We start from the raw sequence: 14,992 nt of genomic DNA on the forward strand, positions 1-14,992 counted from the left end.
CTTCGCCCCGGATTGACGAAACCACCTGACGGTTGTCAACCGGTAAGTGGTTGTGTAGGTTTCGCCGCTGATGCCTCGATGGGGGCGTCGGGTAGGGGACCTGTTCACTGTGGAGGTGTGAATGGCCGACGTCGACACCTCGGCGGTCGCTGACCAGCTCGCTGAGGCTCTGGACAACTACATCGTCGGCGCGCTGGAAGCGATCGGCGCTCTCGACCTCGCGGTCGCGGCGCGGGAACGCATCGCCGCGACCGCGCCGGTGCTCGCGGCGTCGCTGTGTGGTGACGACGACCTGGTCGCCGCGCAAACCGTGATCGACCTCGCTGGCGTCGCTTGGCCCGAGCGCCCCGAACCGGTGTGGTGGCGAACGCCTGTCGGGCGGATGGTGGGCCGGTCGGTCGGCCGCGAGGACACCGAGTCGGTGTCGTATTCGGTTGCCGCCGCGATGCTCGGAGTCGCCACCGGCACGGTCAAATCCATGATGGCGCGGGAACACACCGACCTCGACCGTCATCCCGACGGCGGCCTGACTTGAGCCTCGGTACTGGCCCGCCTCGACCGGCCGTGACCAACGGCCCGGCGGGGCATGCCCTTGCCGGGGAATCGCGACCCGCGCAGAACGCGGCCGAGGGCTGCGGGCCATGAGACGGGGAACTGAGCGATAGTCGGACGCAGCGCCATCGGCCAGCAGCAGGCCGATCTGACGTGCCGCGCACCACGACACCCACGGGGTGAACGCACTTCCGACATAGTCGCGAGCTATGGATCGATGTCCACGGCGGCAGTGGGGCGTTGGCGGGTTGAACGAGCCGCGGCGGCCGATGTCGAAGCCGGCGGAACGGAACGCCTCGTCGGCGTGGTCGTCGGGCCGATCGATGTCGCTCAGGCTCAGGCGGCCGCCGATGCCATCGGATTGCCGATCGAGGCCGCATGCCTCCTCGGCGTCCTCGGCGGAGCTCGGGAGGTGGCAAAGAGTTCTCGACGCGTCACGAGATGGCCCCGGCTGGGCGGAAGGGGCCGCGGGCGACTCCCTGTTAAGTCACCACTAATTCGGCTGAACGACGCGTTGTCGATCGTTGTCCAGAGTTGTCGATAGTTGTCGTACCGAGGGCATTTCGCCAGGTGGAGAGGCGGATCCGATGTCCGATTTGTTGTCCAGGGTTGTCTATGGTAGCCGTCACATCGGCACCGAGAAGGTCAGGGGTTCGGCTTGGACGCCGCACTCTGCGCGAGAACTGCCGATATACGCAGATGGAGGCCAGCGGGCCGAAACTTGGCGTTCGACAAGGGAATCAGCAGCGAGTTCAGATGGAAACGACTGGGTGGGGTCCGGACGTGCGCGCTGAGGGCCACCGCGGGAAGTGGGGAGGTTGCGATGCGAACCGGTTCGGTGGCGCCAACGGCCTCGGGGAGATTCGGGCGTGTGTGATCGGCGTCGGCGAGTGCAAGAAGCGGGGGATATCCGCCTACAGACTTGCGACGTTATTCCGGGGCGGGGTGCCAGTCGTCTGTGTTGGCGAGCTTGGCTATGTTCTCGGCCAGGGCTTGTGAGCGGCCGGCGGCGACTTTCTGGTATCGCATGGCGGCTCCAGGTGTTTTGTGGCGCAGGCGTTCCATGATCTCGGGAAGTGTGCCGCCGGCTTGTGCGGCGACGGTTCCCCCCGTGTGCCTTTGTTCGCTGGGACGAAAGCCTGGGCGTCCGATCTTGACGCACGCGGCGTTGAAGGCCCGGCGGTAGATCCATTCGCGCATGGTTCCGCCGGTCTCAGGATCGGGGAACAGGAGAGACCCGGGCGCAGAATCGACGTAGCGATCGAGGTGTTGGCGGACCGCGGCACGCATGTGACTCGGGATCACTACCGGCCCTGTCGATCCGGATTTCGGCCGCCCGATCTCGAAGCGGCCCTCGCGGTAGGTAGCGGCGAACGAGACGGTCATCACGGAGCAGTCCGTGTTGAAGTCGCGACGGCGCAGCTCGAACGTCTCGGATGGACGAAGCCCGCACCATGCCGCGAGAAGAATTGAGACCGAGAGGTTCTCAGGCATGGCGAGTGCGAGCCGCCCGATCTCCGCCGGGAGCAGCACAGTGGGATCATGGGCCGGTTGGACTGCGGTCGCGCCCTTGATACGACACGGGTTCTTGGAGATATGTCCGTCCTCGACAGCGACATTGAGGACCATGCGGAGGACTTCGTAGGCACGCGCCCTCGCGGTCGGAACGCCGGTGTCGTCGTGGTCGGCCTTCGACTTGCGTCCCCGATTTCGGACGCGAGCGACATTGCTGTACCAGGTGCGGACCATCTCGAAGGTGATGTCTGGCAACGGTGTTGTTTCGAATGTGGGGTTGATATGGTGCCGCAAAAGGGATCGGTAGGAGTCCTTGGTCCGTCGCGCGATGGGCTGGCCCCGCCGAGACACCCGCGTGGAAATGACCTGCTCGGCATAGGCTCCGAACAAGACTGGCGGCGAGGGTTCCTCGGACTCGGGGCTGTCAGGCGGTTCATTCCGACGTGAGGGAGCGATCCACGTTTCGAGGTCTATCAGCGCGCGCTCGGCAGCGAGCCACCCTTCCGCGCGGGTCTTCGTATCGAAGGTATGGGGTGCGTTGTGCACTGCGGTGTCGGGTCCGGTGTAGCTGGCCTTCCAACGGCCCGAGGGTAGCTTTCGGAGTCGGCCGAATCCGCGACGGGGCGCACGTGTCCGGTCCTTCTTCGACGGCATTTCTGTACCTCCTGGATAGGGGACGGTGCGCGATCCACTGGGTTGGGAACAGGCTCGGCGCGACCTGATGGCGATGTCGGGGTTTGAGATGGGAAGCCGCCCCGCCATTGAGAGGCGGGAAGACGGGGGTCCGAGTGAATTCACGTCGGATCACTCCGGGGGAGTGGAACGCGAACCTGAGTTGGGAAGTGCTGCTGAGGCGGGATCGTTTCGGTCGGTCGGCAGCAACCATCAACGGGTGTGTGGGAGTGGCCCGCGTACGCGTTCAGCGGAGGTGCTGCGGCAGATCGAATGAATCACGGCCACAGGCTCGTTGGTGAAGCAGCTAAGGCGCTCGATCGTGTCCGAAGCCACGACATCTTGAGCCGCTAAAGGTCAGCAAAGACTGACGTTGCTGCCGGACGGAGCAGAACCTCGGAACGTGTGCGCTAACGCCAGCATCTGTAGTGGTCTCCCACACAGCCGAGCGGGTATGCGAGGCATGTCGCTGGCGCGTTGTGGCCTGGACAGAACCGCGGTGCTGGTTGGAGCTGAACCTGTGTGGATTGAAGTAGGAAGGCATGGCTTCGCCTGGGCTCTCTGGGGCCCGGTCAGCAGCTCTTCACTGTCAGTCTATAGACGACGCAAGGGCTTTGGTCGTGCTGTGCATTGTCGATATCGCTCGAACGTCGCCGGCAGGCGTCGAGCTTGATCAGCGTTTGACGTATCTCGAGGTTGGGTGGGCTGGCCTGCGATCACTGGACGAGCGCATCCTCCCAGGCTCCGAGCGCGTCCATGCGGGGCCGATTCCTGGTTTCCGCATGCGAGTCGGCGATGTCGGTGGACGGGCCTACGCTGAGCAGGTCTCGGCTGTCTTCTGTCGAGGGCGACCCACGCCGACGCGGTGACGGGCGCTGGCTCGGTGAACAGCCCCGACTGACGGATAGGTGGGCAGGGCGTTACCGGCGTGGGAATGTGATGTGGGTGGGGTCGTACTCGGGATGGTAAGGCTGGGTTGAGGCTCCGGATGGAGGACGGTGGCGGTCTGCTGATGCGGCGGAGGAGCTTGAGCGAAAGTGAATGAGAATCGTGTGATCATGCGGTAAACACGCAGGTCAATTAGTGCTCCCCGCGCGAGCGGGGATGAGCCCAGCACCCAATCGGTGAACTCGGTGACGTTCTCGTGCTCCCCGCGCGAGCGGGGATGAGCCCCAGGTTTCCCTGCGCATCGACAGAGGTTCCGGGTGCTCCCCGCGCGAGCGGGGATGAGCCCGCGATCGACCGCGACGACTGCGCCAACCTGCTGTGCTCCCCGCGCGAGCGGGGATGAGCCGAAGGAATGCGCCTAACGACTCCGCGAGACAGGGTGCTCCCCGCGCGAGCGGGGATGAGCCCGCTCAGCTCGCACGACGAGCTCGTCGCCGGCGGTGCTCCCCGCGCGAGCGGGGATGAGCCCGGCCCGAACAGGGACCGTTTCTGCATGGGCTCGTGCTCCCCGCGCGAGCGGGGATGAGCCCTTCCACGACTTTCGACGAGTACAAGGAGCTGAGTGCTCCCCGCGCGAGCGGGGATGAGCCCGGTTGGCGGGTCATGCGCAGTACCTTCATGCCGTGCTCCCCACGCGAGCGGGGATGAGCCCCATCGCCCGCGAGCTGGGCGAGGCGTTCGACGGGTGCTCCCCGCGCGAGCGGGGATGAGCCCGACGGCGGCGGCGTGCCCGGTCGCCCGCACCGGTGCTCCCCGCGCGAGCGGGGATGAGCCCAACGCCCTCCAGATCAGTTCGAATGTAAGGCAGTGCTCCCCGCGCGAGCGGGGATGAGCCCGACTACCACGCCGAGGTCGTCGCGGCCGGAATGTGCTCCCCGCGCGAGCGGGGATGAGCCCGCTCGTCGAGGAACAGCATCTCGGGCACGACTGTGCTCCCCGCGCGAGCGGGGATGAGCCCCTGAAACTGAACGACGGCGTAAACGACGTCGAGTGCTCCCCGCGCGAGCGGGGATGAGCCCGTTCATGACGTTGTTCCCGATTCGAATCAGTGGTGCTCCCCGCGCGAGCGGGGATGAGCCCGACGGCGTCAACGAGACGACGCTCAACCCCGAGTGCTCCCCGCGCGAGCGGGGATGAGCCCCCGAACTGCCCGGAAGAAGCCTTCCTGTGGATGTGCTCCCCGCGCGAGCGGGGATGAGCCCAACCCGAGTGCCGTGCTCGGCGGGTCGGGCATGTGCTCCCCGCGCGAGCGGGGATGAGCCCTTCGAAGACAGCTACGCATTGCCTACGGGTCAGTGCTCCCCGCGCGAGCGGGGATGAGCCCGCTCGACCTCGGGCCACTCCGGCGCGACGGCGGTGCTCCCCGCGCGAGCGGGGATGAGCCCACTTCTTCGAGGGCATCGGCGAGGAACGGCGAGTGCTCCCCGCGCGAGCGGGGATGAGCCCCTCGGCCGGCAGCTGCGCGCGCTGAAAGAGGCGTGCTCCCCGCGCGAGCGGGGATGAGCCCTCCGGGCCGTTCTCGCCGACGATCGCCACACCGTGCTCCCCGCGCGAGCGGGGATGAGCCCTGGATATAACGGAGCTCCGGCCGGACGTCCCGGTGCTCCCCGCGCGAGCGGGGATGAGCCCGCCGACAAGGTCGCTGACGCGCTCAAGGAATTGTGCTCCCCGCGCGAGCGGGGATGAGCCCATCATCCCGTCGTTCGACACCGGCAGCACCGAGTGCTCCCCGCGCGAGCGGGGATGAGCCCGCTCGAACAGGAACGCGCGGGCGGTGGTGGTGGTGCTCCCCGCGCGAGCGGGGATGAGCCCCTCACTATCACGCACCTGATCAACCGCAAGGCGTGCTCCCCGCGCGAGCGGGGATGAGCCCGCGGCCGGTATGTCGACCTCCGAGCCGGGCGGGTGCTCCCCGCGCGAGCGGGGATGAGCCCCCGTCCCACTCGATTTCCGGCACCTGGCCGTAGTGCTCCCCGCGCGAGCGGGGATGAGCCCCGCTGCACCTGCGCGGGCGGGGAGAGCGGGTGGTGCTCCCCGCGCGAGCGGGGATGAGCCCGTCGTCGAGTTCGCCGACTGGAGCCTGTTCGGGTGCTCCCCGCGCGAGCGGGGATGAGCCCGGGTTCGGTCTCGACGGACTGCACCTCGACCTGTGCTCCCCGAGCGAGCGGGGATGAGAGCCACTACTGCCACAAGTCCGACGCGGCCGACCCTCAACGTGACGCCGCCTCGGGCTCGTTGGCGTGCAATATACGTGCAATAGCGCAGCTCAAACCTACCCATTAATGCGTATGCCTGCGGCCGAAGGGTAGTGGAGGATCTCCCAGGTAGGGCCCTGTTTTTCGAGGTTGCGGCCGATTTCGGTGTCGGCGCCTTGGCGGGTTCGAAACCAGCTGGGACCACACATAATGGCTGGTCAGACGTGGTTTTCCGCGTTCGGCCAGCCATTTTCGTGCAGAATGCGTGCAGAAACGTAGCCTCTTCAAGCAACGGAGTCCGGCTGACACTGCTTCCGTGGTTGTGACGTCGACAACGAGTCGCGAACCACGTGTTCCATGGATCGCCGGAATCTACTGTGGTCGTTTGTCGACCTACTGTCCCTCGCGCTGAGGTGCTCCGGGCACTGGCAGGCAGAGGACTCCGCTGAGGCATGCTGGTTCGGGGCTGCTGAACAGCGGTGCCAGCGGGGTGCCGCCACAGGACACCAACGTGCATCCCGCGGGGGCGTAGGGTCCAACGCCGAATGACGCCAACAGGACGTTGAGATCGAATACCCCGGGCGGGTCCAGATCGAGGTTCGTGCTGGGGCTGTACGGTCCCGGATCCGGTAGGTCGACGTCGGTGATCGCACGCGCGAGTAGCCGGAGGAACTCGCGGTAGAGTTCGCTGTTGCTGTTGATGGAGAGCAGCGTGCTCGGGTCAGGTGACACGTCTCCGAGGACGCCGTTCCAAGTGACGAGCAAATTCAGGCTTGGGACAACGAAATTGGTTTGATGCAAGAATCCCACGGTGGCATAGGTGTCTGGCGGCATGGGATCGAATGCCGCGATATCGACGGTCTTCTGGGAAGGCAGTGTGACCCCCGTGCAGGGAGTTCGATTCAGCCATACCAGGAAGCCGTAGCACGCGTTGGACTTGGACGGCTGGCGGAGCTGGTCGATGTAGGCCGTGTCGATCAGGCGTTTGCCGTTCCACTCTCCGCTGTTGAGCAGCAGTAGCCCGATTCTGGAGAAGTCGTTCGGTGGGAGGAAGAGATACGCGAACCCGTAGGTGTTGCCTGCGCGGTCGCGCTTCCAGTAGTAGTCGTCGGCGTCTATCCCCAGCGGGTCGAATAGATTCTGCTGAGCGAACTCCTGCAGGTCTCGTCCAACCGCACGCTGGACAATGTAGGCAAGCAAGTCGGGACCGCGCTGAGAGTACGCGAAGTGCGTGCCCGGAGGGTGTTCTATCGGCAGGGCAAGGGCTTGCTGGGCTGTGTTGAGGTCGGGAACCAGTGCGGTGAGGGCCTCCGCGGCCAGCGACTGCCGCAGGCCTGAAGATTGCGTCAATAGGTCTCGCACGGTGATCGCGCGATGGGCGGCGTCTCCTTCACCCTCCGGCAGATAGTCACCGATCGGTGCATCCAGGCGCAGCAGCCCTTGTGTGACAGCGACGCCGGCGACCAACGCCGTCACCGCCTTCGTCGAGCTCCACAGATGCCACGCGACATTCCCGGTCGTTGCATTGAATGGGCCGGTTCCGACGAGACAGTTGTTGCGGAAGATCTGGATGTTGATCCGCATACGCGACGACGCGAAGGCGATCGCTTCGTCCATTGCCTGCCGGTCGATATCCACCTCCGCGGGCGCGGCGGACTGCGGAGCGGCATCCCCTTCCGGAACTGTGCAAACCCGAGGTACCGCGCTCGCGGCAGGGGCGCTGATGAGTATCCCAACGCCGATAAGTAGCGCGAGAATGGTCGGCCAACTGACCGCGGTGGGTGTCAGCCTCGATCGCCATCGTAAATCCACTTCGCACCACCTCGTTGTACTGCGACCATTTACGGAGTGATATAGGACTATCACGGTCGGTGTGGTCTGCGTCGTACTTCGCGAGGATGCCCGATATGCGGAGAATTCCATGGTCAGGCCCATCAAGAGGCCTGGCCGGCGGGGTCGTATCCGCTGGGGTCGGCAGTGCCGCCATCGCCCTTCCGGGGCGATGGTTCGGATAGATGAACCGTGGGAATTGCGGGCTCAGCGCGATGCCGATGGCCGCGGCGGTAGCGCTCGCCGGAGAGGGGTACGGGCGGTGTTCGGGCGCGGTGCGAACCAGATCGCCGCACATTCGTACCGGAACGTCGCGACGCCGTTAGATGAGGCCCAGACGAGGTCTGTCACGGTCGTGTTGGAAGTGGGAAGCGCGCGGCGCCGTCGCGACGACCGATCGATCGCCGTGGACCTCACCACGGCCGGTCGTGGTGAGGTCGGCGAACTTGATTGATCCGAGTCAGACGGTGGAACTGACTCCGTTGGCCGCGGCGGACGTATCGTCTGCCGCGGTGACGGGTGTCGCCTCGAGGGTGGCGGTGAGGTCGGTGCGCAACGTGGTCAGCGAGTCGAGGAGGTAGTTCTGTCGGACCTTCCACGGTCGGCGGTCGCCTTGGCGGGGAAACTCGCCGATCGAGCGCTGGACGTAGCCTGCGGCCAATTCGAGCAGGGGGCGTTCGTGCAGGGTGGGGTCTGCCTTGGGCGCGATCGCGGCCAAGTTGTTCCTGTCCATGTGGTTGAGGATTTTGCAGACCAGGCGTGAGGTGAGGTCGCCACGGAGCGTCCACGATGCGTTGGTGTAGCCGATGCACATGGCGAAGTTGGGCACCGCGCTGATCATCGCGCCCTGCCAGACGAATTGCGACTGCAGGTCGACGGGGCGGCCGTCGACCTGGAGCCGAACTCCTCCGAAGGCCTTGAGCTGCAGCCCTGTCGCTGTGATCACGATGTCGGCTTCGAGTACGCGGCCGGATCGGAGGCGGACACCGTCGGGGAGGAATGTATCGATGTGATCGGTGACGACTTCGGCGGCACCGCTCTTGATCGACTTGAACAGGTCGGCGCTGGGGACGGCGCACAGCCGTTGGTCCCACGGGTCGTAGCTGGGCGTGAAGTGCTGCTCCACCAGCTGCGCGTCGCCGAGGATGCGGGTGTTCATCTTGATGAGCAGTTCGCGCGCCGCGCCGGGCCGTCGGCGGCAGTACTGGTAGAAGGCTGTGCTGAACAGAATGTTCTTCGTCCGGATGATCCGATGGGCGACGGTGGCGGGCAAGACGGCACGCAACCGGTCGGCGATCTTGTCCCTGCTCGGGACGGCGCTGATCCAGGTCGGCGAGCGTTGCAACATCGTCACGTGCGCGGCATCCGGTGCCATCGAGGGCACCAAGGTCACCGCGGTCGCACCGCTGCCGATCACCACGACGCGCTTGCCGGTGTAGTCGAGCTGCTCCGGCCAGAACTGAGGATGCACGACCGTGCCGGTAAAGGCCTCGAGGCCGGGGAACTCGGGTGCGTGGCCACGGTCGTAGTCGTAGTAGCCCGCGCAGGAGTAGAAGAAAGTGCAGGTCAGCGTGGAGATGTTCGTGGTGCCGTCCGCGCGGCGCCGCTCGACCGTCAACGTCCAATGGGCGTCGGCGGAGGAGAAGTCCGCGGCAACGACCTTGGTGTTGTAGCGGATGTGCTGGTCGATGCCGAACTCGCTCGCCGTCTCCTGGATATAGCGCAGGATGGAGGAGCCGTCGGCGATGGACTTGGCCTCGCGCCACGGCCGGAATGGATAGCCGAGGGTGAACATGTCCGAATCCGAGCGGATCCCGGGGTATCGGAACAGATCCCACGTGCCACCCAGCGAGTCGCGGGCCTCGAGGACGGCGTAGGTCTTGGTCGGGCACTCGGTCTGCAGCCGGTAGGCCGCGCCGACACCGGACAAGCCTGCGCCGACGATCACGACATCGAGGTGCTCGCGGTCGGTGGCTGAGTGGAGGGCGTCTGTCATGGCAACCAGTATTTGCCGCCTCCAGCCGGGAGTTCTTGCTCTGAGACGACAAAAATTTGATACTGGGCGACATGTCGATGATTCGTTCCGCGGCGTTGCGGGGCTTCCGCGCTACTGTCGCCGAGCTCGGCGGCAACGCCGATCAGCTCGCCGAGCGGGCGGGATTGCCGTCGGTCGCGCTCGACAGCGACGACATGCTCATTTCCGATCTGGTGGCCGCCCGGATTCTCGAACAAGCCGCTCGGGTACTCGATTGTCCCGATTTGGGTTTGCGGGTCGCGGGCCGTCAGGACCTGGGAATGCTGGGTCCGCTGTCGTTGGCGATCCGCAACGCACCGACTGTCGCCGACGCGCTCGAGTGTGCTTCACGGTATCTGTTCCTGCACGCACAGGGAATGAGCATCGCGATGGAGGAAGACCCGGACGGGGCCCGTGGTGTCATCGCTCTGCGCTACGGGGTATCCGCAGGAGGGCGGGTCATCTCGGTCCAGGGCGTTGATCTCGGACTCGGCTTCCTCCACCGAACCATCGAGCTCCTGGTCGGTGGGCGGTACGGGTTGCGCTCGGTGGACCTGCCGTATCGGCCGGTCGCCCCGATCGAATACTACGAACGATTCTTCGGGGCGCCGGTGCGCGTCGCCTGCCCGACCGCGAACTTGCGCGTGCCGCGCAGCATCACGACTCTGCCCCTGTCCGGAGCGGATGAGAGCTTGATGCGACTGGCGCTGACATTCTTGGCCGAACAGGCGCCGTCACATCCCGCGCTTCCCACCAGGACTCAGGTGCATGCGGCACTTGTGCAGTCGCTGGGTACCACTCCCGCCGAGATCGGTGTCGTCGCACGACTTCTCGCAGTTCACCCACGAACGTTGCAGCGCCGTCTCGCGGCCGAAGGGACATCGTTCGCCGCCATTCTGGACGAGGTTCGTCGCAACCAGACTCACCGCTATCTCACCACCACGGACATGCCGATGAGTCAGATCGCAGCCTTGGTCGGGTTGAGCGAGCAATCGACCTTGACCCGATGTTGCCGACGTTGGTGGAATGCCACACCGCGCGCGATTCGTCGCGGTGACGCAGCGACACCCTGATCGGTGATCCGAACGAGTCGAGGGCGATCCGCGCGACGTGCTGTCGTGCAGGATCAAATAGTTGTCGTCTGACATCAAGTTCGCAGGGATGCTGCCCAACAGACTGGCGGTCGATCAAATATCGCGCCACTGTTGAAGGAGATTCGATGTCACCGTCCTCGTACAAATTCATGGGGGCTACCGCGCTGGTGACCGGCGCCGCGAGCGGCATGGGTGAACAAATGGCCTACGGTCTGGCGGCTCGAGGCTGCAACATGGTGCTGGTCGACCGCGACGCCGAACGACTTACCGATGTCGCCGAGGCGGTGCGGCTGGGCCACCCGGATCGAGAGGTGGCGACCTACGTCGTCGACCTGGCCGAGCTCGACAAGCTGGAGTCGGCCGTCGAGGTGATCCTCGCCAAGCACCCCGACATCACGCTGCTGATCAACAATGCCGGTGTCGCACTGGGCGGGAACTTCCGCGACCTCACCGCCGAGGAGTTCCAGTGGGTTCAAGACATCAACTTCCGGGCCCCGGTGGTACTGACCCGATTGCTGCTTCCGACGTTGCTCGCCTCACCCGGCAGCCACATCGTCAACGTCTCCAGCCTGTTCGGCCTCATCGCGCCGCCCGGCCAATGCGCTTACGCCGCTAGCAAGTTCGCACTCCGTGGCTTCAGCGAAGCTCTGCGCCATGAGCTGGCTGGTTACGGAGTCACCGTCACGACAGTCCATCCCGGCGGGATCCGCACCAGGATCGCCGAAGGTGTCAGGATCGCTGACGCAGCATCGGAGGAACAAGCGCGAGCAGGCAAAGCCGCATTCGCCAAGCTGCTGACCTATCCGGCGGACAAAGCTGCCGAGCAGATTCTCGACGGGGTGGCCCAGCGCAAGCCGCGCGTACTGATTGCGGCGTCGGCCATGACCGCCGACATCGTCGCCCGCCTCTTCCCGACCTCGTACCTGTCGGTGTTGAAGCGACTGAGCCCCGGCGGTGGCCGACAGCGGCGAGCGGAGACGGCGCGATGAACCTCGCCGATCCCTTCACCGGCAGTGATTCCACCAGGACGGATGCGGAATGAAGATCCTGGGCGCAGTACTCGAACACATCGGAAAGCCTCGACCTTACGCACGATCAGAGCCGATCGTGATCGACGAACTCGACCTCGACCCGCCCGGGCCGGGCGAGATCCTGGTGCGGATCGAAGCCGCCGGTATCTGCCACTCCGACCTTTCGGTCGTCGACGGAAACCGTCGCCGCCCCGTACCGATGCTGCTCGGGCACGAGGCCGCCGGCCGAGTCGAACTTCTCGGTCCCGCTGTCGACGACATCGCCCTCGGTCAACGCGTGGTCATGACCTTCCTCCCGCGGTGCGGATGGTGTCCTGCCTGCAAGACCGGTGGGCGACTGCCCTGCTCGCCGGGCAGTGCCGCCAACAACGAAGCCACCTTGCTCAGTGGCAGAGTGCGGCTTCGGCGTGGCGGGAAGCCGGTCAACCATCACCTCGGAGTCTCGGGATTCGCCACTCACGCAGTGGTGGACCGGCGCTCGGTGGTTCCCGTCGACGACGACGTGCCGCCGGACATCGCCGCGGTATTGGGATGTGCGGTGCTGACCGGCGGCGGTGCGGTCATCAACGCAGGCCGTCCACAGCAGGGCGACCCGGTCATGATCGTCGGGTTGGGAGGGGTGGGAATGGCGGCCTTGATGACCGCCGTCGCACTGGGTCGCGGGGAAGTCATCGGGGTGGATACGTTGCCCGACAAGCTCAACCACGCGCGAGCAGCCGGCGCGGCGGCCTGCACTCCGCAGGAAGTCATCGAATCGGGGATCACCGCGGCTGTGGTTGTGGAAGCAGCAGGAAACGCACGGGCCTTCGAGACCGCGGTAGCAGCGACCGCGCCCGGTGGGACAACCGTCACCGTCGGCTTGCCGGGCCCCGAGATCCGCGCCGCCATCGCACCGTTGGACTTGGTATCAGGGGCGCGCTCGATCATCGGAAGTTATTTGGGCTCGGCTGTACCCGAACGCGACATTCCGATCTTCGCGCAGATGTGGCGCGATGGCGTGCTGCCGGTCGAGCAGCTGATCACCTCGCGTATCCGGCTGTCTGAGATCAATTCGGCCATGGACGAACTGGCCGACGGCAGAGCCGTCCGACAAATCATCATCTTCGATCAAGATTGAAGGCCATCAGTTGAGTACGAAACCATCCACCATCCCGGATATCGACACCGATGTCGAAACACGGATGTACGAGGGCGGCACGTGGCGGGATGCACAGGGCACCAGGACATTTCAGGTGTTCGACCCCGCCACCGAGTGTCCGCTGGCGTCGGTTGCCGACGCGACGCCCGACGATGCGCTCGCCGCATTGAACGCTGCGGTCGCCGCCCAGCAAGCTTGGGCCAGGACCGCGCCTCGCGTCCGTTCGGAGATCCTGCGAAGAACGTTCGATGCGGTGACCGCCCGTAGCGAGGAATTCGCTGCATTGATCACTCGCGAGATGGGCAAACCGCTGGCCGAGGCCCGCGCCGAGGTCGCCTACAGTGCGGAGTTCCTTCGCTGGTTCGCCGAGGAAGCGGTGCGGTCGGCGGGCCGCTTCGCCAACGCACCCGATGGCCGAACACGACTGCTGGTCGGCAAGTATCCAGTCGGGCCGACGCTGCTGATCACCCCGTGGAACTTTCCGCTCGCGATGGCAGCACGAAAGATCGCGCCTGCCATCGCAGCCGGGTGCACCATGGTCCTCAAGCCCGCCGCGCTCACACCGCTGACCTCGCTCCTGCTGACCAGGGTTCTTGCTGATGCGGGTCTGCCGCCGGGGGTCCTCAATGTGATTCCGACATCGTCAGCGGCCCAGACCGTGTCGGCGATCATCACCGATCCGCGGCTGCGGAAGGTGTCGTTCACCGGTTCCACCGAGGTCGGCCGGCGTCTTCTCGGCCAGTCGGCGACGCACGTGTTGCGGACGTCGATGGAGCTGGGCGGCAATGCGCCGTTCCTCGTATTCGACGATGCCGACGTCGATGCCGCTGTCGACGGTGCGATCGTCGCGAAACTGCGCAACATGGGCCAGGCATGCACGGCGGCCAACCGCTTCCTGGTACACGAGTCAGTGGTCGAGGAATTCACCGACAAACTCACCGACCGGATGGCCGCGCTCGTCGTCGGGCCCGGCATCGATCCGGACACGCATATCGGTCCGCTGATCGACGCGGGTTCCCGGCGCAAGGTCCACGATCTGGTCCTCGACGCTGTCGAACACGGCGCCGTCGTACGCACCGGTGGCGCACCACTCCCAGGTCCAGGCCACTTCTATCCGCCGACGGTGCTGGCGGATGTGGACCCTGGCTCCTGCCTGCTGCGCGAGGAGATCTTCGGCCCCGTCGCACCGATCATCCGGTTCGAAACCGAGCCGGAGGCGATCGTGATGGCGAACAGCACCGAATACGGTCTGGCTGCCTACGCCTACACGCGAGACACTGCCCGTGGACTTCGGCTGATGGAACAGCTCGAGACCGGCATGTTGGGCCTCAACGTCGGCGTGGTGTCCAACCCCGCGGCGCCGTTCGGTGGCGTCAAGCAATCGGGTTTGGGACGCGAGGGGGGACTCGAAGGAATCGAGGAGTACCTGGAAACCAGATACACCGCAGTGAGCGACCCCTACGCGTGAGGGATGGCTGTGGCCGCGTGGGTTCTCCACGCGGCCACAGCGGTGTGATTCCTCGGAATCTCGGTGCTCAGATATCGGCGACCGCGGTGTGTACGCCTTCGACCACACGGATCATGTCGACGACCGCGATGATCTGCCGGACGGTCGAGCACGGTAGGCCGTCGACGGTTTGTGCGAGGCGTCGCAAGCCGGGACTGCTCAGTTGGGCGACGATCTCGGCGTCGCTGCGGTGTCGGCGCCGACCGCCGGTGCGATTGCGTCGTGCTCGTGGCATCTGGACTCCATTTCGCGCGCGGTGCTTGTCGAGTTCTCGGTAGACCACCAGCGAGGTCTGCAACCGACGCGTCAGCCGCAGGGGAGTTGGCGCGTCCCCGGATGCCGAAATCGGCTTCCGGGGACGTCGGGTTCTGGCTGGAGTACTCGGTCAGGGGAGAGTGGTGACGTCCAGCTCGCCCTCGGCGTACTGCGCGCGCAGCCGCTTCTTGTCGAACTTGCCGACGCTGGTCTTGGGCACCTCGGCGATGAAGGTCCAGCG

At 65.7% G+C, this 14,992-nt stretch carries 9 protein-coding genes and 1 CRISPR repeat array; of the genes, 5 read left to right on the forward strand and 4 right to left on the reverse strand.

The window, feature by feature from the left end; translation table 11 throughout:
- The first annotated feature begins 121 nt into the window (after positions 1-121).
- Entirely contained in the window at positions 122-535 is a 414-nt protein-coding gene (locus ACFVW6_RS22350; protein ID WP_378830732.1) for a hypothetical protein, read from the forward strand.
- A 947-nt stretch (positions 536-1,482) separates the two neighbouring features.
- On the opposite strand, the gene ACFVW6_RS22355 is transcribed toward ACFVW6_RS22350, so the two are convergent.
- From ACFVW6_RS22355 to ACFVW6_RS22365, 3 genes are all read right to left on the reverse strand, one after another.
- Complete coding sequence (locus tag ACFVW6_RS22355; protein ID WP_378830729.1) at positions 1,483-2,721, reverse strand: tyrosine-type recombinase/integrase; 1,239 nt, start codon at positions 2,719-2,721, stop codon at positions 1,483-1,485.
- A 1,101-nt stretch (positions 2,722-3,822) separates the two neighbouring features.
- Positions 3,823-5,865: direct repeats of the CRISPR family, unit length 29 nt; unit sequence GTGCTCCCCGCGCGAGCGGGGATGAGCCC.
- A gap of 410 nt (positions 5,866-6,275) precedes the next feature.
- Positions 6,276-7,499 (reverse strand): serine hydrolase domain-containing protein, encoded by a 1,224-nt coding sequence (locus ACFVW6_RS22360; RefSeq protein ID WP_378830727.1) that lies wholly within the window; start codon positions 7,497-7,499, stop codon positions 6,276-6,278.
- Between the two features lie 673 nt (positions 7,500-8,172).
- Positions 8,173-9,708: a flavin-containing monooxygenase gene (locus tag ACFVW6_RS22365; protein ID WP_378830726.1), complete on the reverse strand. Its 1,536-nt coding sequence runs from the start codon at positions 9,706-9,708 to the stop codon at positions 8,173-8,175.
- Positions 9,709-9,779: 71 nt separating this feature from the next.
- Between ACFVW6_RS22365 and ACFVW6_RS22370 the strand changes: the two genes are divergently transcribed.
- The 4 genes from ACFVW6_RS22370 (at position 9,780) to ACFVW6_RS22385 (ending at position 14,457) form a co-directional block, all read left to right on the forward strand.
- Positions 9,780-10,799, forward strand: a complete 1,020-nt coding sequence (locus ACFVW6_RS22370) for an AraC family transcriptional regulator (protein ID WP_378830724.1) — start codon at positions 9,780-9,782, stop codon at positions 10,797-10,799.
- Positions 10,800-10,945: 146 nt separating this feature from the next.
- Positions 10,946-11,809 (forward strand): SDR family NAD(P)-dependent oxidoreductase, encoded by an 864-nt coding sequence (locus tag ACFVW6_RS22375; protein ID WP_378830721.1) that lies wholly within the window; start codon positions 10,946-10,948, stop codon positions 11,807-11,809.
- 49 nt (positions 11,810-11,858) lie between these two features.
- A complete protein-coding gene (locus ACFVW6_RS22380; protein WP_378830719.1) occupies positions 11,859-12,968 on the forward strand; it encodes an alcohol dehydrogenase catalytic domain-containing protein in 1,110 nt (369 codons plus the stop codon).
- A gap of 64 nt (positions 12,969-13,032) precedes the next feature.
- Positions 13,033-14,457 carry an NAD-dependent succinate-semialdehyde dehydrogenase gene (locus ACFVW6_RS22385; protein ID WP_378830717.1) on the forward strand — a complete coding sequence of 475 codons (1,425 nt, stop codon included), beginning with the start codon at positions 13,033-13,035 and terminating at the stop codon, positions 14,455-14,457.
- A 67-nt stretch (positions 14,458-14,524) separates the two neighbouring features.
- Here ACFVW6_RS22385 and ACFVW6_RS22390 read toward each other — a convergent pair whose 3' ends face one another.
- Entirely contained in the window at positions 14,525-14,731 is a 207-nt protein-coding gene (locus ACFVW6_RS22390; RefSeq protein ID WP_378830715.1) for a hypothetical protein, read from the reverse strand.
- Positions 14,732-14,992: the final 261 nt, after the last annotated feature.

The organism is Nocardia sp. NPDC058244 (genome assembly GCF_042882065.1).
GTDB lineage: Bacteria > Actinomycetota > Actinomycetes > Mycobacteriales > Mycobacteriaceae > Nocardia.